The 22,027-nt window shown below is 56.6% G+C and carries 21 protein-coding genes; 12 read left to right on the forward strand and 9 right to left on the reverse strand.

Annotation, left to right across the window (positions count from 1 at the left end; genetic code table 11):
* Positions 1–234: 234 nt before the first annotated feature.
* The 4 genes from cysG to tsgA form a co-directional block, all read right to left on the reverse strand.
* A complete protein-coding gene (cysG, locus tag V6940_RS08735) occupies positions 235–1,608 on the reverse strand; it encodes a siroheme synthase CysG (protein ID WP_333495589.1) in 1,374 nt (457 codons plus the stop codon).
* 143 nt (positions 1,609–1,751) lie between these two features.
* Positions 1,752–2,078, reverse strand: coding sequence for a nitrite reductase small subunit NirD (nirD, locus tag V6940_RS08740; RefSeq protein ID WP_035894394.1), 327 nt, complete (start codon positions 2,076–2,078; stop codon positions 1,752–1,754).
* Entirely contained in the window at positions 2,075–4,618 is a 2,544-nt protein-coding gene (gene nirB, locus V6940_RS08745; protein WP_333495590.1) for a nitrite reductase large subunit NirB, read from the reverse strand. Before nirB ends, nirD begins: the two co-directional genes overlap by 4 nt.
* Positions 4,619–4,929: 311 nt before the next feature.
* Positions 4,930–6,111: an MFS transporter TsgA gene (tsgA, locus tag V6940_RS08750; protein WP_185668973.1), complete on the reverse strand. Its 1,182-nt coding sequence runs from the start codon at positions 6,109–6,111 to the stop codon at positions 4,930–4,932.
* A gap of 278 nt (positions 6,112–6,389) precedes the next feature.
* Between tsgA and ppiA the strand changes: the two genes are divergently transcribed.
* The 3 genes from ppiA (at position 6,390) to argD (ending at position 8,923) form a co-directional block, all read left to right on the forward strand.
* On the forward strand, positions 6,390–6,962 hold the full coding sequence (gene ppiA / locus V6940_RS08755) for a peptidylprolyl isomerase A (RefSeq protein ID WP_185668972.1): 573 nt from the start codon (positions 6,390–6,392) through the stop codon (positions 6,960–6,962).
* 95 nt (positions 6,963–7,057) lie between these two features.
* Positions 7,058–7,621 carry an aminodeoxychorismate synthase component 2 gene (gene pabA, locus V6940_RS08760; protein ID WP_185668971.1) on the forward strand — a complete coding sequence of 188 codons (564 nt, stop codon included), beginning with the start codon at positions 7,058–7,060 and terminating at the stop codon, positions 7,619–7,621.
* Positions 7,622–7,705: 84 nt separating this feature from the next.
* Entirely contained in the window at positions 7,706–8,923 is a 1,218-nt protein-coding gene (gene argD / locus V6940_RS08765; protein ID WP_123650851.1) for a bifunctional acetylornithine/succinyldiaminopimelate transaminase, read from the forward strand.
* Here argD and V6940_RS08770 read toward each other — a convergent pair.
* Together V6940_RS08770 and crp are read right to left on the reverse strand one after the other, a co-directional pair.
* Positions 8,916–10,991 (reverse strand): YccS/YhfK family putative transporter, encoded by a 2,076-nt coding sequence (locus V6940_RS08770; protein ID WP_333495591.1) that lies wholly within the window; start codon positions 10,989–10,991, stop codon positions 8,916–8,918. The genes argD and V6940_RS08770 overlap by 8 nt on opposite strands.
* 54 nt (positions 10,992–11,045) lie before the next feature.
* Positions 11,046–11,678, reverse strand: a complete 633-nt coding sequence (gene crp, locus V6940_RS08775) for a cAMP-activated global transcriptional regulator CRP (RefSeq protein WP_000242758.1) — start codon at positions 11,676–11,678, stop codon at positions 11,046–11,048.
* A gap of 304 nt (positions 11,679–11,982) precedes the next feature.
* Between crp and V6940_RS08780 the strand changes: the two genes are divergently transcribed.
* Positions 11,983–12,387, forward strand: a complete 405-nt coding sequence (locus tag V6940_RS08780) for an OsmC family protein (protein WP_333495592.1) — start codon at positions 11,983–11,985, stop codon at positions 12,385–12,387.
* Positions 12,388–12,459: 72 nt separating this feature from the next.
* Here the strand turns inward: V6940_RS08780 and V6940_RS08785 are convergent, their stop codons facing one another.
* The 3 genes from V6940_RS08785 to V6940_RS08795 form a co-directional block, all read right to left on the reverse strand.
* Complete coding sequence (locus tag V6940_RS08785; RefSeq protein WP_333495593.1) at positions 12,460–13,323, reverse strand: phosphoribulokinase; 864 nt, start codon at positions 13,321–13,323, stop codon at positions 12,460–12,462.
* A 65-nt stretch (positions 13,324–13,388) separates the two neighbouring features.
* Positions 13,389–13,607: a YheU family protein gene (locus tag V6940_RS08790; RefSeq protein WP_185668968.1), complete on the reverse strand. Its 219-nt coding sequence runs from the start codon at positions 13,605–13,607 to the stop codon at positions 13,389–13,391.
* A complete protein-coding gene (locus V6940_RS08795; RefSeq protein ID WP_333495594.1) occupies positions 13,604–14,626 on the reverse strand; it encodes a hydrolase in 1,023 nt (340 codons plus the stop codon). The genes V6940_RS08790 and V6940_RS08795 overlap by 4 nt, the downstream gene beginning before the upstream one ends.
* A 248-nt stretch (positions 14,627–14,874) precedes the next feature.
* Here V6940_RS08795 and mdcA point away from each other — a divergent pair, with 248 nt between their 5' ends.
* From mdcA to mdcH, 8 genes are all read left to right on the forward strand, one after another.
* Positions 14,875–16,530 (forward strand): malonate decarboxylase subunit alpha, encoded by a 1,656-nt coding sequence (gene mdcA, locus V6940_RS08800; protein ID WP_185668966.1) that lies wholly within the window; start codon positions 14,875–14,877, stop codon positions 16,528–16,530.
* Positions 16,530–17,390, forward strand: coding sequence for a triphosphoribosyl-dephospho-CoA synthase (locus V6940_RS08805; RefSeq protein WP_333495595.1), 861 nt, complete (start codon positions 16,530–16,532; stop codon positions 17,388–17,390). The genes mdcA and V6940_RS08805 overlap by 1 nt, the downstream gene beginning before the upstream one ends.
* A gap of 17 nt (positions 17,391–17,407) precedes the next feature.
* The gene (gene mdcC / locus V6940_RS08810) at positions 17,408–17,707 is read left to right on the forward strand and encodes a malonate decarboxylase acyl carrier protein (RefSeq protein ID WP_103769608.1); all 300 of its coding nucleotides are present in this window, start codon (positions 17,408–17,410) and stop codon (positions 17,705–17,707) included.
* On the forward strand, positions 17,700–18,533 hold the full coding sequence (locus tag V6940_RS08815) for a biotin-independent malonate decarboxylase subunit beta (protein WP_333495596.1): 834 nt from the start codon (positions 17,700–17,702) through the stop codon (positions 18,531–18,533). The genes mdcC and V6940_RS08815 overlap by 8 nt, the downstream gene beginning before the upstream one ends.
* On the forward strand, positions 18,533–19,333 hold the full coding sequence (gene mdcE, locus V6940_RS08820) for a biotin-independent malonate decarboxylase subunit gamma (protein WP_333495624.1): 801 nt from the start codon (positions 18,533–18,535) through the stop codon (positions 19,331–19,333). Before V6940_RS08815 ends, mdcE begins: the two co-directional genes overlap by 1 nt.
* Before the next feature lie 126 nt (positions 19,334–19,459).
* Entirely contained in the window at positions 19,460–20,419 is a 960-nt protein-coding gene (locus V6940_RS08825) for an AEC family transporter (protein ID WP_333495597.1), read from the forward strand.
* A gap of 3 nt (positions 20,420–20,422) precedes the next feature.
* Positions 20,423–21,043: a malonate decarboxylase holo-ACP synthase gene (locus tag V6940_RS08830; protein WP_333495598.1), complete on the forward strand. Its 621-nt coding sequence runs from the start codon at positions 20,423–20,425 to the stop codon at positions 21,041–21,043.
* Positions 21,040–21,936, forward strand: coding sequence for a malonate decarboxylase subunit epsilon (gene mdcH / locus V6940_RS08835; protein WP_333495599.1), 897 nt, complete (start codon positions 21,040–21,042; stop codon positions 21,934–21,936). The genes V6940_RS08830 and mdcH overlap by 4 nt, the downstream gene beginning before the upstream one ends.
* The last annotated feature ends 91 nt before the right edge of the window (positions 21,937–22,027 follow it).

A 22,027-nucleotide genomic window follows, 5' to 3' on the forward strand; every position in this document is an offset into this window, starting at 1 on the left:
AATCCTTTTTAATTAAATAATTTTATTTATGCATAATTCCATATGCGTTAAAAAACACGATTGAATTAAGCTCTTAATATATAAACTTAAAGTTAAATATTGAGTCAACTTAGTTAGTGGCTTTACTAATTAAAGGTAAATTAAAATAATCTAATGATTGGAAATAAATGAAATAAAACAACGAGAAGCGCGCTATAAATATTTTATAGCGCGTATAAAAAGTCTGAAATTGGATTAATGATGGGAGAACCAGTTCAGCTTATTTCGTAACCCAACCACACGGCCGACGATAATCAGCGCCGGGCTTGCCATTTGTTCAGCCAGTTCGCCAAGCTGGGACAGCTGTCCGTCCACTACGCGCTGGTTAATCGCGGTACCGTTCTCGACGATAGCCACCGGCATGTCTGCCTGCATACCGTGTTCAATCAGCTTTTGCTGGATGGTAGCGGCCTGATTCAGCCCCATGTAAAACACCAGCGTCTGTTTCTCTGCTGCGAGGTTTTCCCAGTCCAGTTCGCCGCCGGTTTTCAGGTGCCCGGTAACCAGGCGCACGCTCTGGGCGTAATCGCGGTGGGTCAGCGGAATGCCGGAGTAGGCGGAACAGCCAGAGGCGGCGGTAATGCCGGGAACTACGGAGAAGGGAATGCCGGCATGGCACAGGGTTTCCAGCTCTTCACCGCCGCGGCCAAAGATAAACGGGTCGCCGCCTTTCAGACGCACCACGCGTTTGCCTTGCTGGGCTTCACGCAGCAGGATCTGGTTAATCTCTTCCTGCGGTACGCAGTGGTAGCCTGCGCGCTTACCGACGAACACACGGTCCGCGTCACGACGAACCAGATTCATAATATCGTCGGAGACCAGGCGATCGTAAACCACCACGTCTGCCTGTTGGATCTGCTGCAGGCCTTTTAGCGTCAGCAGCCCGGCATCGCCCGGACCGGCACCCACCAGCACCACTTCACCGCGGTGATCCAGCGGTGTGTTCAGCAGTTGTTCGGTGGTGTCATCAATGGCTTGCTGATCCTGATTGGCCAGCGATTGCGCCAGACGGTCATTTTCAAACAGCTTTTCCCAGAAACGACGGCGTTCGCCCATCGTCGCGAACTGCTTCTTCACCCGCGTGCGCAGTTGCCCTGCATAGGCGGCAATCTGTCCCAGATGCTGCGGCAGCAGCGCTTCCAGCTTCTCGCGGAGCAGACGTGCCAGCACCGGTGAGGTACCGCCGGATGAGACGGCGACCATCAGCGGTGAGCGGTCAATAATCGACGGCATGATAAAGCTCGCCGCTTTCGGCGCATCGACCACGTTGCAGAAGATACGTCGTGTTTCCGCGGCGTCGCTGACCTGCTGGTTCACTACGTCATCATCGGTTGCGGCGATCGCCAGCCAGCATGGGTCGAGCAGCGCAGGTTGGAAGTCACCCTGCACCAGCGTCAACATGCCCGCCTCTGCCCAGACGTGGAACTGCGGAACGTAATTCCGTGCGTTTACCGTCAGGCGAGCGCCAGCGTCCAGCAGCAGACGCGCTTTGCGCTCGGCAACATCACCGCCGCCGACCAGCAAACAGTCGCGCTCGCGCAGTTGGCAAAAGATGGGTAAGTGATCCAAGGGGCAACCTCACGGAATAGATAAATGCGGGGGATGAATAATGCGGGTAAGGATAACAGCAGTCATCGTATGGAATATACGATTTTTCCCGCTGTTACCCCTTTGAGGTCATAAGTTTTTAATATTACTTATGCCAAAAACGATCAGGCTTTCAGCTGCACCTGGCCGTCTTTAACGCGAACTTCATAGTGTGGGATGGAGTGGCTTTCATCCTCCATGCACAGGCCGTCACGCAGGCGGAAGCGCTGTTTTTTCAGCGGACTTGCCACCCACAGTTCGCCCTGATGTTCAGCGATCAGGCCGCGCGACAGCACGCTCGACTCAAAGAACGGGTCGATGTTGCTGATGGCAAAGACCTGGTTGTCGGCATACGGACGGAACACGGCAACCTGCTGGTTCCCCAGCAGTGCACAGACGCCTGTTGCTGGCAGAATAGCGTCAATCTTGCAGATATTTACCCACTGGCTCATGCGTTTTCCTCCACCAGAGTTACCGGAATGCGTTCATACGGCGTCGCAGGACGGTGCTGAGCACGCTCGGCCACGACCTGAACGTTCGGGTCACGCTGTTCGCTGTTGATAAAGTGTTTGAAGCGTACCTGAGCAGCCGGGTCGTTTACGGTCTCGGTCCATTCACAGGCAAACGCTTCGCGCAGACGGGCGATCTCTTCTTCCAGGTGCTGATTCAGCCCCAGCTTGTCGTCGATGATCACGGAACGCAGGTAGTCGATACCGCCTTCCAGGTTATCCAGCCACGGCGCGGTACGGGTCAGCTTATCGGCGGTACGGATGTAGAACATCATGAAGCGGTCGAGGTATTTCACCAGCGTATCGCGGTCGAGGTCAGCGGCCAGCAGGTCTGCATGGCGCGGCTTCATCCCGCCGTTACCACAAACGTAGAGGTTCCAGCCTTTCTCGGTAGCGATAATACCTACGTCCTTGCCCTGAGCTTCCGCACACTCACGGGTACAGCCAGAGACACCAAACTTCATCTTGTGCGGCGTACGAATGCCCTTGTAGCGGTTTTCCAGCTCGACGCCGAAGCCTACGCTGTCGCCGACGCCATAACGGCACCAGGTGCTGCCTACGCAGGTTTTCGCCATACGCAATGCTTTGGCATACGCATGACCGGTTTCGAAGCCTGCTTCAATCAGCTGACGCCAGATTTCCGGCAGGTCATCTTTCTGCGCACCGAACAGGCCGATACGCTGGGAACCGGTGATTTTGGTGTACAGGTTGAATTCACGCGCGATACGGCCTACGGCAACCAGACCTTCCGGGGTGATTTCACCGCCCGCAGAACGTGGGATAACGGAGTAGGTACCGTCTTTCTGGATGTTCGCCAGGAAGTTGTCGTTAGTGTCCTGCAGCGGCGTATGTTGCGGCTTCAGGATGTATTCGTTCCAGCAGGAGGCCAGCAGAGAACCGACGGTTGGTTTACAGACTTCGCAGCCGTAACCTTTGCCGTATTTTGCCAGCAGCTCGTCGAAGGTTTTGATACCTTCAACGCGGATCAGGTGATACAGCTCCTGACGGGTAAAGGCGAAGTGTTCGCACAGGCTGTGGTTCACTTCGATGCCCTGTTTCGCCAGCTCGGCGTTCAGCACCTGAGTCACCAGCGGAATACAGCCGCCGCAGCCGGTGCCGGCTTTGGTTTCAGCTTTCAGGGCTGCAACGGTGTGGCAGCCTTTGTTGATGGCGGCGATCAGGTCGCCTTTAGAGACGTCAAAGCAGGAACAAATCTGCGCGCTGTCCGGCAGTTTATCGACGCCGATAGACGGTTTACCGCTGCTGGCGTGCGCTGGCAGGATCAGTGAATCTGGGTTTTCTGGCAGTTCGATAGCGTTCAGCGCCAGCTGCAGCAGGTTGCCGTAATCGCTGGTGTCACCGACCAGTACTGCCCCGAGCAGGGTTTTGTTGTCTTCGCTTACGATCAGGCGTTTGTAGACTTCTTTGCTTTCGTCGAGGTAGACGTAGCTGCGTGCGCCTGGCGTACGGCCGTGGGCATCGCCGATACCGCCAACGTCTACGCCCAGCAGCTTCAGCTTGGCGCTCATGTCCGCGCCCTGGAAGGCGTTTGGCGTACCGAGGATATGGTCAACGGCGACCTGCGCCATTTTGTAACCCGGTGCGACCAGGCCGTAGACGCGGTTTTTCCAGCTGGCGCATTCGCCGATAGCGTAGATATCCGGGTCAGAGGTCTGGCAGCTGTCGTTAATCAGGATACCGCCGCGCTGGCCGACTTCCAGGCCGCACTGGGTGGCCAGTTTGTCGCGTGGACGAATACCGGTAGAGAAGACGATGAAGTCGATTTCCAGCTGGCTGCCGTCGGCAAAGCGCATGGTCTTACGGCCGTTTTCGCCTTCCTGGACAATCTCTTTGGTGTTTTTGCTGGTGTGAACTTTCACACCCATGCTTTCGATTTTACGCTTGAGCTGTTCGCCGCCCATCTGATCGAGCTGTTCAGCCATCAGCATTGGGGCGAACTCAATCACGTGGGTTTCCACGCCGAGGTTTTTCAGTGCGCCGGCTGCTTCGAGGCCGAGCAGGCCGCCGCCGACCACCGCACCGCGTTTGCTACGGCGGGCACAGGCTTCAATGGCGTTCAGATCTTCAATCGTACGGTAGACGAAGCAGTCCTGAGTTTCAGACCCTTTGATTGGCGGGATCCACGGATAGGAGCCGGTCGCCATAATCAGCTTGTCATAAAAGACGGTACGGCCTGCGCTGGAGTGAATCACCTTCTCTTTGCGGTTGATGGTGATAGCGCGTTCGCCGACCAGTACCTTCACGCCGTGCTTCTCATAGAAGCCTTCGCGCACCAGCGACAGCTCTTCTGCCGTGTGGTGTGAGAAGTAGGAGGAGAGGTGTACGCGGTCGTAGGCGATGCGCGGCTCTTCACAGAAGACGGTGATATCGAACTGGCTTGCGTCGGACTTATCGAGAAGATCCTCGATAAAGCGGTGGCCGACCATGCCGTTACCGATAATTGCGAGTCTGACTTTGCTCATTTTTGCCTCGATTTCTATTCTAATACTGCCTACCTTAACGATTCAGCTATTGGGATTATTGATACAAATCAATTTAGCCTTTACCTACCCCTTAATGAGTAGCGTTATGATTTTTAAGTGGTTTTGTAAGTTGCGGAAAATACTCAACTTTATTCATTGTTCGTTTTTTGAGCGAAAAGAGTGAAAAATCGGCGGGGAGAGGGGAACGTGAGGAGACGTAATGTTTATGAGTGTTGAGAGGGGTTCGTTCACTTCACGTCATGTTCAACAGAACGTAAAGTGAACGGAATTTCTTGTCGGGCTGACCGGGATTAGTGAGAAGCGCTCGCCGCGTGCTGGCGGTGGCGGCTCACAAAGCCCAGAACAAGACACATCACGAACACCACGGCGTACAGACCGTTTGCCGTCGTCAGCGCCGCCAGCGGGCCGCTATGGGCAACGATAGGGCCGGTGACAACGAAGGTCAGCATGGTACCGATGGTGCCGCAGGTCAGGACAAAGTTAACCAGTTTTGGTGAGGCGATTTTGGTCTGCAGCGAACCCAGCGTAATGATAGAGGTATAGATAGCGCTGGAGAAGAAGCCGAGAGTCAGAATGAACCAGACCAGGTGCTGCGGCTCGCCGTGGTTGAACAGGTACATCATCACGGTGGCGATACCGGCCAGAACGGTCAGGATACGCTGCAGGTCGAAGAAGCGCAGAATGAAGCTGAAGGCCCACATCCCGAACATATAGGACATCCAGAAATCACTGACCAACTGGCCCGCGTCGTTCAGGCTCATGCCCAGACCTTTGGCGTATTCCGGTACCCAGGAGATGAAGCCCAGCTGGCCAAGGATGTAGCACAGTGCAGCGATGGACAGGAACAGCACGCCGATGCCCCATTTCTCTTTCACTACCGGCTGGTCGCTGGTTTGCGCTTTTTTACCCAGAACCGGGAATTCACAGCCCAGGGTCAGCACGAAGATGGCAACATAGATGAGGCCGATGCAGGCGTAAACCCAGTACCACTCGATGGTGCGCGCCAGCAGCCAGGCGGCGAGCATCGGGAAGATCATCCCGGCCATGCTGAAGAAGGAGTCGGTAAACAGCAGACGTGCACCGCGCTGACGGCCTTCATACATATGGGTGATCAGGAAGGTACCAATCGACATGGTGATCCCGCTGACCAGGCCAAGCACGAACATTGCCGCAGAGAACAGCGCCAGGCTATGGCTGGTCATCAGCCCGATAACCGCCAGCACCATCAAAATAAAGCCGAAGCGCAGCTGGGTTTTCAGCGGCACAATTTCCATCAGCCAGGCATTGAGGAAGATAGAGATCAGGATCCCTGCGTTCAGGAAGGTAAAGGTGTTACTCATGCTGGAAACGGGCAGATTAAAGTAATCGGCGATATTTCCCATCACCATCCCGGTGACAATTACCAACGCGCCGGTAAGGGCGTAGGAGAAAAAGCTGATCCATGTGAGCTTGGTACGGTTGCTGTTAGTCATGACTGGCCTGTGAATAGTTGTGTAAAGCGCGTTGACTCTGCGCTGAGCGAGCAGATTTTAGTCATTGACGTGATGCATTCATAGTTTTATTACGCAAAACTTTCTTTATTACATTTTTCAATGTGATCGTGATCACATAATGAATTGCGTGTTTTATTAGCCTGATTATTATTAACCGTTTCAGACACGTAAACTTTAGTAAAGCACTGGCCTGAGGGGCTATCCCTCTTTAGAATCAAGCCACTTGCTTTCTCTACTGCACCGTTAAAGGAATTCTCATGCTCAAATCCACTCTGGCGGCCATGGCGGCTGTGTTTGCACTCTCTGCGGTTGCGCCTGCGGCGTTAGCGGCGAAAAACGATCCGCACGTGCTGCTGACCACTTCTGCTGGCAACATCGAGCTGCAGCTCGATAGTCAGAAGGCGCCGGTCTCCGTTGAAAACTTCCTGAAATACGTTAATAGCGGCTTTTATAACAACACCACGTTCCACCGCGTGATCCCGGGCTTTATGGTTCAGGGCGGCGGTTTTAACGAACAGATGCAGCAGAAGCAGCCGAATCCTCCGATTAAAAACGAAGCCGATAACGGCCTGCGTAACACCCGCGGCACCATCGCGATGGCGCGTACCGCAGACAAAGACAGCGCAACCAGCCAGTTCTTTATCAACGTAGCGGATAACGCCTTCCTGGATCATGGCCAGCGTGACTTTGGCTATGCGGTATTTGGTAAGGTCGTGAAAGGGATGGATGTGGCAGACAAAATTGCCCAGGTGCCGACCCACAACGTAGGGCCGTACCAGAATGTGCCGTCCAAGCCGATTGTTATCCTCTCTGCGAAAGTCCTGCCGTAATTGCACGGGGCGGCATCTGGCATGAGGCTGCCGCCCAGTCGCTAAAGTGGTAAGCACCCGGTAGAATGGCGGCTGATTGAAAGACCGGAGCCGCCATGATTCTGCTGATTGATAACTACGATTCCTTTACCTGGAACCTCTACCAGTACTTCTGTGAGTTAGGGGCCAGCGTGACGGTCAAACGTAATGATGACATCACCCTCGATGACATCGATACGCTTGCTCCGGACAAAATTGTTATCTCGCCCGGTCCCTGCACGCCGGATGACGCCGGTATCTCTCTCGATGTTATTCGCCGCTACGCCGGTAAAACGCCGCTGCTTGGCGTCTGCTTAGGCCATCAGGCCATTGCTCAGGCATTCGGTGCGCGAATTGTTCGTGCCGAAAAAGTGATGCACGGCAAAACCTCCCCGATTACCCATCAGCAGCAGGGCGTGTTCCGCGGCCTGAATAATCCGCTCACCGTGACGCGCTACCACTCGTTGCTGATCGATCCTGCGACGCTGCCCGACTGCTTTGAGGTGACGGCCCGCAGTGAAACGGGGGAAATTATGGGTATCCGCCATCGTGAATGGGATCTGGAAGGCGTGCAGTTCCACCCGGAAAGCATTCTCAGCGAGCAGGGCCACGCGCTACTGGCAAACTTCCTCACGCGATAGTAGTTGCCATGACGTGATTTTTTATGCATATTTTGTGGATAAATTCTCACAATCATTGCTTCATCGTTTGCAGAAGGGCATGACATGGAAACCAAACAACCTGCTATTACCCGCGCGACCTTCGATCAGGTCATTTTGCCAATCTATGCACCGGCTGAATTTATTCCGGTGAAAGGTAAAGGGAGCCGCGTGTGGGATCAGCAAGGCAAAGAGTACGTTGATTTCGCGGGCGGTATCGCGGTAACCGCGCTGGGCCACTGTCATCCGGCACTGGTTGAGGCGCTAAAAACCCAGGGCGAAACGCTGTGGCACACCAGTAACGTTTTCACCAACGAGCCAGCGCTGCGTCTGGGCCAGAAGCTGGTGGACGCGACCTTCGCCGAGCGCGTGGTGTTTATGAACTCCGGGACGGAAGCGAACGAAACCGCCTTTAAGCTGGCACGCTACTACGCCTCTACCCGTCATAGCCCGTACAAAACAAAAATCATCGCTTTCCATAATGCCTTCCACGGCCGTTCGCTGTTTACCGTTTCCGTTGGCGGGCAACCGAAGTATTCCGATGGCTTTGGCCCGAAACCTGCCGATATCGTCCACGTGCCGTTTAACGACCTGCATGCGGTGGAAGCGGTGATCGATGACCATACCTGCGCCATCGTGGTTGAGCCTATTCAGGGCGAAGGCGGCGTGCTGGCGGCGACCCCAGAGTTCTTACAGGGCCTGCGCGCACTGTGCGATAAGCATCAGGCGCTGCTGGTGTTTGATGAAGTACAAAGCGGCATGGGGCGTACCGGCTCGCTGTTTGCCTATATGCACTATGGTGTAACGCCAGATATCCTCACCAGCGCCAAAGCGCTAGGCGGCGGCTTCCCGGTGAGTGCGATGCTGACCACCAATGACATTGCCAGCGCGTTCCACGTCGGCTCACACGGCTCCACCTACGGCGGTAACCCGCTGGCCTGTGCGGTAGCGGGTGCGGCATTCGATATTATCAATACCCCGGAAGTGCTTAACGGCGTGAACGCCAAACGCGAGCGCTTTGTGCAGCATCTGCAGCACATCAACGCGAAGTACGATGTCTTTAGCGACGTGCGTGGTATGGGTCTGCTGATTGGTGCAGCGCTGAACGAGAAATACAAAGGCCGTGCGCGTGATTTCCTCTACGCGGCGGCGGATGTCGGCGTGATGGTGCTGAACGCAGGGCCGGATGTGATGCGCTTTGCACCATCGCTGGTAGTGGAAGAGGTGGATATTGACGAAGGGATGCAGCGCTTCGCTCAGGCGGTCGCTAAAATCGTTAGCTAGCCCGTCGTTTTAACCAGCCTCCCTGACGGGGGCGCTGTCGCCAGGCCACCGATGAGATGGTGTGCATGGTGCTCAGATGCCCCAGAATACGCTGAAGATGCTGTTCCATGGTGCTTAGCGGCCCGTGGGACAGCGCATCCGGCGACTCCATAATATTCACTTCACCGCTACTTCCCGCCTCATCGTATTCCAGACGCTGCTGACAGCGCTGAAGGGCAACCTCACAGGATTCCAGATACTGCTGCGCCAGATCCGGCGTCAGCATGTTGTGCTCGCGCGCCAGTGTGGTCATAGCGTTGATATGCTCGACGATAAACTGGCTATGGGTGACCCACAGCTTCATATCTTCCAGATAGCGTGAATTAAAGCCCGGCTCCTGCATGGCCTGATTCAGCGTGTTGAAGAGTGTGTTGTGTGCCTGGTTGACGCGCATCCGCTGGTAGGCAAGCTTCGGTGCCTGTGGGTCGGGGCTTAGGATGAGGCGAATGGCCTCCTGGTCAGCCTCCAGCGCCGCCTGGGCATTTTGCCGCAGCTGGCCGCTTTGCCACTGTGGCCACAGCCAGATCATCCCGCCAAAGGCAATCAGGCAGCCGATGATGGTGTCGATAAAGCGGGCGACGATGAACTGCTCGCCGTTCAGCGTCAGAATCTGCAGGGTATACACGGCAGTGATGGTAAAGCCGACGGTGGCCCAGCCGTAGTGGCGACGGATAATCAGGTAGCTCCCCAGCGTGACAATAAGCATGCCTGCCAGCGCCAGCCCTTCTGACGTGTGGAAGTGCAGGACAATGGCGGCAATCACCAGCCCCGCCAGCGTGCCCGCTGCACGGTGGAAAATACGTACCCGGGTCGCGCCGTAGCCGTTCTGCGTGACCAGCAGCACCGTCATCAGGATCCAGTAAGGCTTCGGTAAATGCAGCGCGGCGCCCATCAGGCTGGCGATGCTGAGCATCACGCTGAGCCGGGCGGCGTTGCGCAGGGCCGGAGATTTTAGCGACAGGTAATTTTTAAGCGCTGCGAACAACGGCAGGCGGCGCTGTTTATCGGCCATCAGGTCACGCGGATAGAGCGGGCGCTGAGAGCGTAGCACGCGGGCGATACGGCTGAAGTGCCAGGCGCAGAACTGACCGACTGGGTTATCCGGATGCTGGTCGGCAATTTTTTCCAGCGCGCCGATCTGCTTATCCATATTGAAGCGGGTGGGGTAGCGGTGATAGAGAATATCGTCTGCCAGTACCCTCAGGCGTGCCGCGACGGTCTGGGCGTTCCAGCGGATCACCGCTTCGGCGTGGCTGCGTTCAACCAGCTTTTGCACCTCTTCCGGCTGGTGCAGGCTGACGGAGATATGTTCCTGTAAATCGAGCCCCACCTGGAAAGCACGCAGCAGGCGCTTGTAATCGTTATGCTGGTTAGCCGCAAGCATGTGCAGCTGCTGGTAGCATTGGGAAATCAGATCCACCACTTTCTGCTGGCGAGTGAGCAGCGGCGGCAGCGCGGTGCTCGGATCGGTGTGCTGGGTCAGCAGGCTATATTTAGCCTCGCAGTATTCGGCAAGCTGGCGATAGAGCAGGCTCAGCGATTCCCGCAGCGGCTGTTCGCGCCACATCCAGAACCACCACCAGTTAAACAGCCCGTACCACAGCGTGCCCAGCGCGTAGAGCAGCAACGGCTCCCATATAGGCATGTTTCCCGCCAGGCTTAGGGTAAAGATGGAAGCAATCAACGAGGCAGGCAGCAGCCGCCCGTGCAGCGCGCTGATTTCCGCCGTGACGCCCAGCAGCAGCGCCAGCCCAGTGAGAATCAACGGTAGGGGAATGTCGTGTTCCAGCAACAGCTGTACGGCAAGGCTACAGCCAGCAAACAGGCAGCCGCCAATAATCAGGCGCTTAAAAAAGCGTTTATGCGGGGTGTCGAGGCCAGCGATATTGCAGCAGGCGGGTACTAAGGAGAACAGCAGACCTTGCTGGAGGTGGCCAAGAAGCAGCCCGATGGCAACCGGCAGGCATAACACCAGCGTTTGCCGCAGTGCATAGTTGACTTCCGGGTGGTAAATCAGCCTGCGCCACATAAGGGGAAAACAAAAATGGCGTATTGCTTTCACAATACGCCATTTTGGGCCGGATTAGCGGGTACCGTAAACGACAATAGTTTTGCCGTGTGCGGAGATCAGATTCTGATCTTCCAGCATTTTCAGAATACGGCCCACGGTTTCGCGGGAGCAACCAACGATCTGACCGATTTCCTGACGGGTGATTTTGATCTGCATACCGTCTGGGTGGGTCATAGCATCAGGCTGTTTTGCCAGGTTCAGCAGAGTCTGTGCGATACGACCGGTAACGTCCAGGAAGGCCAGGTTACCGACTTTTTCGGAAGTGACCTGCAGACGACGCGCCATCTGAGAAGAGAGACGCATCAGAATGTCCGGGTTAACCTGGATCAGCTGACGGAATTTTTTATAAGAGATTTCAGCAACTTCACAAGCGGTTTTTGCTCGTACCCATGCGCTGCGTTCCTGGCCTTCTTCGAACAGACCCAGCTCGCCGATAAAATCGCCCTGGTTGAGGTAAGAGAGGATCATCTCTTTGCCTTCTTCGTCCTTGATGAGTACAGCCACGGAGCCTTTTACGATGTAATACAGCGTCTCTGCTTTTTCACCCTGGTGAATCAGCGTGCTCTTCGATGGGTACTTATGAATATGGCAATGAGACAAGAACCATTCGAGAGTAGGGTCTGTTTGCGGTTTGCCAAGCACCATGCGCGGTTATCCTCTGTTATAAGCTCTTCCCAGCGGCAAAAACATTGCAGCCACTGGTTGCAATAGTATCCTTCCCGTTACCTGGGAAGTCGGCTGTCGAATAGGGTCGCAGCCTGTAATGTGATGTCCTCTGCATACATGCAGTACGTTTATGTATTACCGTAGCATCCTGACTGTTTTAGCATAGCTTTTGCCGTGTGTCTCCTGGTGTCTCGCTTCAGCATGACGTCGATCGCCTTCCATTGCGAGAATTGTTATGTGCGCGTAATCTGAGAAGAAAATTGCAACCTGGGAGTTAAATATTATGCAAGCGCGTGTGAAATGGGTTGAGGGGTTAACCTTCCTCGGTGAGTCAGCTTCAGGCCACCAAATTTTGATGGACGGTAACTCTGGCGATAAAGCGCCAAGCCCGATGGAAGTGGTGCTGATGGCCGCCGGCGGTTGCAGCGCGATTGACGTTGTCTCCATCCTGCAAAAAGGTCGCAATAACGTGACCGACTGCGAAGTGAAGCTCACCTCCGAGCGTCGTGAAGAAGCTCCGCGTCTGTTTACGCACATCAACCTGCACTTTATCGTCACCGGTAAAGAGTTGAAGGATGCGGCGGTATCGCGCGCGGTCGATCTCTCTGCTGAGAAATACTGCTCGGTTGCGCTGATGCTCGAAAAAGCGGTGAACATCACCCACTCTTACGAAGTGATCGAAGGCTGATTACATGCCAGACGTAGCCCGGCCGAACGCAGTGACGCCGGGCCATTCCCGGCGTCGATGCTCGCGCACCGCCTAGTTCCTGCCTTCCATCAGCCGCTGTACCAGCGGCGTCATGATTAATTCCATTGCCAGCCCCATCTTCCCACCGGGGACGACCAGCGTATTCATATGTGAGATAAATGAACCCTGCAACATGGCCAATAGCCACGGGTAGTCGATGTGGTCGAGATTACGGAAGTGAATCACCACGAAGCTCTCGTCCAGCGACGGAATACTTTTTGCCGCAAACGGGTTAGAGGTATCGACCGTCGGCACGCGCTGGAAGTTGATATGGGTGCGGGAGAACTGTGGGGTAATGAAGTTGATGTAGTCTTCCATCGACCGCACCACCGAATCCATCACCGCCTCACGAGAGTGACCGCGCTCGCTGGTGTCACGGATCATCTTCTGGATCCACTCCAGGTTAACAATCGGTACGACGCCGACCAACAGATCGACATGGCGAGCCACGTCGTGCTGCGGGGTGACGACGCCGCCGTGTAGCCCTTCATAGAACAGCACATCGGTCGGTTCCGGCAGCGGCTGCCACGGCGTAAATGTACCGGGCACCTGGTTCCACGGCACCGCTTCGTCGTAGGTATGCAGGTATTTGCGCGATTTTCCTTGCCCGTTCAGGCCGTAGTCGCGAAAGGTCTGTTCCAGCAGGCTAAAGTCGTTGGCGTCCGGGCCGAAGTAGCTGATATGGCGGCCAAGGTCGCGGGCCTTGCGAATAGCCATATCCATCTCAGGGCGGGTATAGCGGTGAAAGCTGTCGCCTTCGACTTCCGCCGCGCGCAGGTTGAGCTGAGCAAAGATTTTACGAAACGCGAGGCTGGTGGTGGTGGTACCCGCTCCACTGGAGCCGGTAACGGCAATGACCGGATGTTTGGCAGACATGCGAATAACTCCCTGAACAGACGACAACGGAAGCGGGTAAAACGCTCCCTATCGTTAGAGTATAGTTAACCGCGAAATTGGTTACGGGGCATGATGTTGACGGTCTCGTGAAGCTCAGACCAGACCAGCACCGCTTCGCCTGTTTGTAGCTGGTGTTTGACGTCGGCGACCTTTTGCGCAAGTGAACGTTCATATTCACCATAATCAGTGCCTTCGCGCAAGACAAAGCTTTCAATCAGATTATCCAGCGTCTCCGGGTCGATATCCTGCCAGGGAATCATCATGCTTTTGCTCCTAGCCACGGCATCAGCCAGGCGGGAATACGTTTTTCCAGCCACATTTCCGGGTGACGCAGGGTGCCGCCGATAAACCCGACGTGGCCGCCGTACTCGGTAAGCTGGTAGACGACGTTATCCGGTAACTCCTCCTGAGCAGGAATGGAGTGGTGATCCATAAACGGATCGTCTTTTGAGTGGATGATCAGCGTCGGTTTGGTGATTTTGCTTAAGATCGGCATCGCACTGCATTGACGGTAGTAATCGATCGCGTCGGCGAAACCGTGGATCTTCGAGGTGATCGAATCGTCAAACTCGCGGATACGGCGCATGCTTTTCAGCTGACGCAAGTCCACCGGCAACGAGCCGGGATAGGCTTTGAGCTTACGGGCGGCGTTGCCTTTCAGCAGGTTTAGCAGATAGCGCTGATAGACCCGCGAAAAGCCTTTATCCATATGGTAGCTGCAGGCTTCCAGCATAAACGGCGCAGAGACAATCACCGCCGCGTCTATTGGCACGTCATCACCCTCTTTGGCCAGCAGGCAGGCCAGCATATTGCCGCCAAGCGAGTAACCAACCGCCGCCGTTGGCGCTTTACCGTATTCGCGCTGCAGCCAGTTCAGGAACCAGGTGCCGTCTTCCGTTTCACCTGAGTGATAAATACGGTTCAGACGGTTCGGCTCTCCGCTACAGCCGCGAAAATGCATGACCACGCCCAGCCAGCCTTGCGCTTTCGCCGCGTTAATCAGGCCATGCGCGTACGGGCTGTGTAAGCTGCCCTCCAGACCATGAAACACCACCAGACGCGGCTTATGCAGCGCACCCGCCGGGTCTTCACTCCACGCTAAATCGACGAAGTCGCCGTCCGGCAGCTCAAGACGTTGCCAGTGCGGTGTGAATTGCAGTTTGCGACGCAGCAGGCGTGGCAGCATGGTCTGAAGATGACGGTTGCTGATACCGCGCATGGGGACGAATTCCGCGCTGCTGGAGGTGTCGATACTGAGATCGTGGTGGGTTGTTTCAGTCATAACTCGGCGATGTTTACCTGGAATCTGCGCCTACTATACCGTCACTTTGCCATCGTGTTTATGAAAATGAGGCATCTGTAGTCGTTTTTATCCCGTCCGGATCTGATCTTAATCACAAATTGTTACTTCAATTATTACTCTCAGGCTAATGATTCTTTCCTACGCTTAATTGATGACTTTCTCGCCAGAGTGCACAATCTTTTCAGTGTTAAGCAATCAAAATGATTAGCTGAATCAGGAGGTTAATAATGTTATCTGGGCAAACACCAGCACGCGTCTGGAACACACGTCGCACCGAAAAACAGCGACGTCTGGCTTCCGTACCGGTGCAGGGTAAGGTTCTGCCGACCGCAGACCTGACCGCAATGCTGGAAAAACTGATCGCGCCGGGTGACCGCGTGGTATTAGAAGGGAATAACCAAAAGCAGGCAGACTTCTTGTCCCGCATGCTGGCCGAGGTTAACCCGCAGATTGTGCACGACCTGCACATGATCATGCCGAGCGTCGGCCGCAGCGAGCATCTGGATATCTTCGAAAAAGGGATCGCCCGCAAGCTGGACTTCTCCTTCTCCGGTACCCAAAGCCTGCGCATTTCGCAGCTGCTGGAAGATGGTCTGCTGGAAATTGGCGCCATCCATACCTACATCGAACTCTATTCCCGTCTGTACGTTGACCTGTCGCCGAACGTGGCGCTGATTGCCGGCTTCAAAGCTGACCGCAAAGGCAACCTCTATACCGGGGCGAGCACCGAAGATACCCCTGCGTTAGTTGAAGCCGCTGCGTTCCACGACGGCATCGTTATCGCACAGGTGAATGAGCTGGTGGACGACGAATGCGACCTGCCGCGTGTGGACATCCCGGGCTCCTGGGTTGACTTCGTGGTCGTGGCTGACAAACCGTTCTTTATCGAACCGCTGTTTACCCGTGACCCGCGCCTGATCAAACAGGAACACATCCTGATGGCGATGATGGCGATTAAAGGCATCTACGCGGAACACCAGGTACAGTCGCTGAACCACGGTATCGGCTTTAACACCGCCGCTATCGAACTGCTGCTGCCAACCTACGGCGAACAGCTCGGCCTGAAAGGCAAAATCTGTAAACACTGGACGCTGAACCCACATCCGACGTTGATTCCAGCGATTGAGAGCGGCTGGGTAGAAAGCGTGCACTGCTTCGGTGGTGAGCTGGGGATGGAAGAGTACATCCGCGCCCGTCCTGACATCTTCTTTACCGGTTCCGACGGCTCGATGCGTTCTAACCGCGCCTTCTGCCAGCTGGCAGGTCAGTACGCGGTGGATATGTTCATCGGCTCCACCCTGCAGGTTGATGGCTACGCCAACTCCTCTACCGTGACACGTGGTCGTCTCTCCGGCTTCGGCGGCGCGCCGAACATGGGCCATGACCCGCACGGTCGTCGTCATGCGACGCCAGCCTGGCTGAACATGATCACTGAACCAGACCCAATGCAGCGCGGTAAAAAACTGGTGGTGCAGATGGTCGAAACCTTCCAGGCGGGCGTGAAGCCAACCTTCGTCGAAAAACTCGATGCTGTGGAAGTGGCTAAATCCTCTGGAATGCCGCTGGCTCCGGTCATGATCTACGGCGACGACGTGACCCACGTGCTGACCGAAGAAGGTATCGCCTACCTCTATCGCGCCAAAGATCTTGAAGAGCGCCGTGCAATGGTCGCTGCGGTTGCGGGTATCACCGATATCGGCCTGGGCGTTGACGCTAAGCGCGTTGCCGAACTGCGTCAGAGCGGCAAGGTGGTTTATCCGGAAGATATGGGCATTCGTCGTACCGATGCCACCCGTTCGCTGCTGGCGGCCGGTAGCGTTGCTGACCTGGTGGAATGGTCCGGCGGTCTTTACAACCCACCTGCGAAATTCCGGAGCTGGTAATGAAACTTCTGCCCCAGATTCAGGTTGAAGGCGGTGCCGAATGGCTGGCGCGAACCGCCACGCAGTGTCTGATTGACGAAGCACGATTAAGCCCGAAGCCCGGTCTGGTGGACAGTCGGGGGAACGGCGCGCACCACGATTTATCGTTGGCGCTGATGGAGCGCTCTGCGCACAGCCTGACCTCCACGTTTCAGGCGCTGGCGCAACAAAGCTGGCAGCGTCCAGCGGATATTGCGCTCAGACAAACCATAGGGCGACTCGGCCGTGAAGGCGAGCAACAGATGATGGCCGCGACCAACGGCGTGAATACCCACCGTGGCGCGATTTGGGCGCTGGGGTTGCTGGTGAGCGCCGTGGCGATGCACGGCGGTACCGGTGGCGCACAGCAGATAGCCGCCACCGCTGCGGAACTGGCGAAGCTGCCGGATGACGCCGCGCCGAAGGTCTTCAGCAAAGGGCTTCGCGCGACGCATCGTTATCGCGTACCGGGCGCTCGCGAAGAAGCTCAGCAGGCGTTTCCGCATGTGATGCAGCGTGCGCTGCCGCAGCTGCGTTTAAGCCGTTTGCACGGTAGTAGCGAGACGCACGCGAGGCTGGATGCGCTGATGGCGATCATGACCTCGCTGACCGATACCTGCGTGCTGTCCCGCGCAGGGCTGGAGGGGCTTGATGCCATGCAGAACGGCGCCCGTGCGGTGCTGAATGCGGGCGGTAGCGCTCATCCAGCAGGTCAGGCGGCTTTAGCGGAGCTCGATAGCCAGATGCTGGCGCTGAATGCCTCGCCGGGCGGCGCGGCCGACCTGCTGGCCGCCACGCTGTTTCTCGATCGCGTCGAAATTACGTCGAATCGCCTTATTTAAAGCATTAAGAGGATGTTATGGAACACATTACGTTAACCGTACCGGCCAGCCGCACCTTAAGCGGCAAAGCGCTGGCAGGCGTTGTGGGCTCCGGGGATATGGAGGTGTTATTCACCGCCGACCAGAGCCAGACGTTAACCATTGATATCACCACTTCTGTCGATAACAGCACCCGTCGCTGGGAAGCGCTGTTCAACCGTCTGCAAACGGTCAGCAGCCTGCCGGCAGGCAAACTGACTATTCACGACTTCGGCGCGACGCCGGGCGTGGCGCGCATCCGTATCGAACAGGTTTTTGAAGAGGTGAGCTATGCGTGATGATCGCAGTTTTATCGAATTAAAAGCGCGCCAGCGTGCGCATGCGCTGCTGGACGAAGGCAGCTACCGTGAACTGCTCGACCCGTTTGAAGGCGTGATGTCGCCATGGCTGGGTGCGCAGGGCATTGTTCCACAGGCTGACGACGGCATGGTGGTAGCCAAAGGCACCATCAACGGCAAACCGGCCGTTGTGGTGGCGATTGAAGGCGCATTCCAGGGCGGCAGCATGGGCGAAGTGTCCGGTGCCAAAATGGCGGCAGCGCTGGAGCTGGCGGCGGAAGATAACCGTAACGGCATTCCTACCCAGGCGGTACTGAGCCTGGAAACCGGCGGCGTTCGTCTGCAGGAAGCGAACCTCGGTCTGGCGGCGATTGCCGACATTCACGCGGCGATTGTTGATTTGCGTCGTTATACCCCGGTGGTCGGCATTGTGGCCGGTACCGTAGGCTGCTTCGGCGGGATGTCCATCGCGGCGGCACTGTGTAGCTATCTGATTGTGACCCGTGAAGCGCGTCTTGGCCTGAACGGCCCTCAGGTTATCGAACAGGAAGCCGGGATTGAAGAGTACGACTCCCGCGACCGTCCGTTTATCTGGAGCATGACCGGTGGTGAAGTTCGCTACCAAAGCGGGCTGGTAGAAGCGCTGGTTAACGACGGTGTGAACGCGGTGAAAGCCGCCATGAGCGAGGCGCTGGCGAAAGGCGTTCCGGCAAAACATCGCACCGATAACTACGACTGGTATCTCGATCGCCTGAGCCATTTCGACACCCGCAAACAGGCCGATTCAGAACAGATTAAAGCGCTCTTCGCCCGGGAGGTGAAATGATGAGTAACGTAATTAGCCGTGGCGAACTATGGCTGGAAACGCTGGTTCCAGGTGCCAAACGTATTGCAGGGCTGTGCCCGTCCGTGCAGGCCGCTGATGGCGAGCTGAACGGTGAAACGGTGCGTTTTATCGCCGTCGTGCCTGATGCTCACAACCACTACCCGCGCGCCACCAAAGGCGAAGTGGGTCTGCTGGAAGGCTGGACGCTGGCAAAAGTGGTGAGCGAAACCGTCGCCGCCGATGCCAACAGCGTCGTTAAGCGCCCGATTGTGGCGGTGATTGACGTCGCCAGCCAGGCCTATGGTCGTCGTGAAGAAGGTTTTGGTATTCACCAGGCACTGGCCGGTGCCGCAGCGGCGTATGCCAATGCGCGTCTGGCAGGTCACCCGGTGATTGGCCTTATCGTCGGTAAAGCGATGTCCGGTGCGTTTCTGGCGCACGGCTACCAGGCAAACCGTCTGATCGCTTTTAATGACAAAGGCGTACTGATCCACGCGATGGGCAAAGAGTCTGCGGCGCGCATTACCCTGCGTACCGTTGAAGCGCTGGAAAAACTGGCGGCAACCATTCCGCCAATGGCGTATGACATCAGTAACTATGCCACCCTGGGTCTGCTGGAAAACCTGCTGGATATCAGCAACCCGGATGCTCCATCTGCACAAGACCTGGCGCTGGTGAAAAACACCCTGCAACAGGCCATCAACGACGCTCGTCAGGACCCGACGCTGAAAAGCCGTCTGGGTGCTGACAATCGCCGCAGCTCTGCCCTCGTACGCGAACGCATGCGAGCAAGCTGGTAAGTAAAAAAAAGAGACCTGCCGGATGTACGGCTCCGCGGGTGCAGTGTCTGCACCCGCGCGGGTTGATGCATCTGAAAAATAATAATCATCGCGCCAGTGCTAACTTTTTTTCATTACAGGTGAAATATGACTTACGTAATTGTTCATGCTCTTGCTCCGATTTTCGTCATCATGCTGCTGGGATTCTGGGCCGGGAAGGCCAAAATGGTAGATAACAAAAATGTCTCCCTGCTCAATATCTTCGTGATGGACTTTGCCTTGCCAGCCGCGCTGTTCAGCGCCACGGTACAAACGCCGTGGGCGGGTATCGTAGCCCAGTCACCGCTGATTCTGGTGCTGACTCTGGCGATGTGGATTACCTATGCCGCTATCTACTTTATGGCGACCAAAGTCTTTAAAAAATCCCCACAGGATGCCGCCGTGCTGACCCTGACCGTGGCGCTGCCAAACTACGCCGCGCTGGGTCTGCCAATTCTGGGCAGTGTGCTGGGTGAGGCGTCTTCGACTTCGCTGTCCGTTGCCGTTTCCATTGCCTGTGGTTCCGTGCTGATGACGCCGTTCTGCCTGCTGATCCTCGAACGCGAAAAAGCGCGCGCTGAAGGCGGTAATTCCGGTTCTACGCTCTCTATGCTGCCGGTACTGATGTGGCGTTCGATTAAAAAACCTATCGTGATGGGTCCACTGCTGGGGGTTATCCTCTCCGCGATTGGCATCAAAATGCCGGAACTGGTGCTGGCGGCGATCAAACCGCTGGGTCTGTCTGCTACCGCAGCGGCGCTGTTCCTGACCGGTGTGATCCTCTCTGCGCGTAAACTGCAGATCAATACCGTGGTGATTACCTCAACCATCGCCAAACTGCTGATTCAACCGGCTATTGCCTGGGGTATCGTACTGATTTTCGGTCTGCATGGTTCCGTGGCTATCACCGCTATCCTGATGATTGCGCTGTCCGCAGGTTTCTTCGGCGTGGTGTTCGGTAACCGCTTTGGCGTGCAGTCGCCGGATGCAGAAGCCGTGCTGCTGTTGAGCTCCGTACTGTGTATCCTGTCGCTGCCGCTGTTTATCTCGCTGACTTCAGGAATCTAAATCATGAGCACAACATTACGTCCCCACGACCTTATCTGGCTGAATGCGCGCGACGCGCTCGAAGATGTCACGGAATCCTGGGTGGATACCGTCTGGCATAGCGGCCTGCCGGTGGTGGTACGGCGTGATGTTGATGCACAGGGGCGCATTCCCGTGGGCGTCCGCGGGATGAAGCGCGACCAGCGTGCCGCCGGTTGGGTGAAAGCGGAGGCGGTCGTCCGCGTCTGCTCGCCTGAATCGCTGGTGGACCCGCTGTCGCTGCTGCGTTCGCCCTTTATCTCTCAGCCACCGCTTCAGGTGGCTTTGTTATTGGCGCAGCAGGCGTGGCCGTGGACGTGGGGCATTACCGGGAGTACCGGCTATGCGCTGGCAACCGGGATCCCGGTGATCCACGCGGCAAGCGATCTGGATCTACTGATCCGTGCGCCGCAGCCGCTCTCCCAAGAAGCGCTGGAGAAGTGGCAGCAGCAGCTGGCGGGCGGGCTGTGTCGGGCGGATACCCAGGTGGATACCCTGCATGGCGGGTTTGCCCTCAATGAATGGCTGCGCGATGGAAAAGCGCTGTTAAAAACCTCACAGGGGCCGCAACTGGTTCGCGATCCGTGGGGCAGGGAGGAGTCATGAAAATTCTGTTTACCTTCCCGGGACAGGGGACGCAGCACGAAGGTATGCTGCAAAACCTTCCGGGGACGGAGCTGGCCCAGGCACGTGACGTGCTGGGCGCTGAGGTTGATTCGCTGGATAGCCCTGAAGCGCTGAAACATACCCGAGCCGTTCAGCTGTCTCTGCTGATTGCTGGCGTGGCGTGGGCACGTGAGCTGGAGCGTCGAGGCGTGGCACCCGATATCGTCAGCGGGCTCTCCATTGGCGCCTACCCGGCGGCGGTGGTTGCCGGTGCGCTTGATTTTGCCGATGCGTTGACGCTGGTGGCGCTGCGCGGTGACTTAATGGAGCAGGCCTATCCGCACGGCTACGGTCTGACGGCAATTATGGGGCTGACGCTCGCTCAGGTGGAAAGCCTGGTGGCGGGCAGCGGCACCTATATCGCTAACCTGAATGCCGAAACGCAGATTGTGATTGCCGGCCCTGATGACGCGATGGCAGATGTGGCAAAGCGTGCGATGGCTAAAGGGGCCAGTAAGGCTCCTCGTCTGGCCGTGAGCGTGCCGTCGCACTGTGAGTTGCTCGCCGGGCCTGCGCTAAAGTTGGTTGAGGCGTTCAGCCATGTGACGCTTTCCCGCCCCCGCCACGCCTATCTGAGCGGCAGTACCGGTCGCGTGCTGTGGCAGCCGGAACGGATTGCTGACGATCTGGCAATGAATATGGCACGCACGGTGCGCTGGCAGGAAGCGGTTATCTCCGCTAACGAACGCGAGGCGCGACTGGCGATTGAAATGCCGCCGGGTGGCATACTGACCTGCTTAACGCGCCAGGCGGCGTGGGAAGGGGAGTCTATTTCTCTGGAGCGCAGCGGCGTGGATGTGGCCGTGCATCTGGCGAAGCGCCTGAGGGCGTAACAAGAATGGCCCGATGGCGCTGCGCTTATCGGGCCTACGGTTCGTGCGCGCTGTGGTTTGTAGGCCGGATAAGACGCGTAGCGTCGCCATC

Origin of the sequence: Kluyvera sp. CHPC 1.251, from assembly GCF_036759945.1 — a bacterium.
GTDB lineage: Bacteria > Pseudomonadota > Gammaproteobacteria > Enterobacterales > Enterobacteriaceae > Kluyvera > Kluyvera sichuanensis.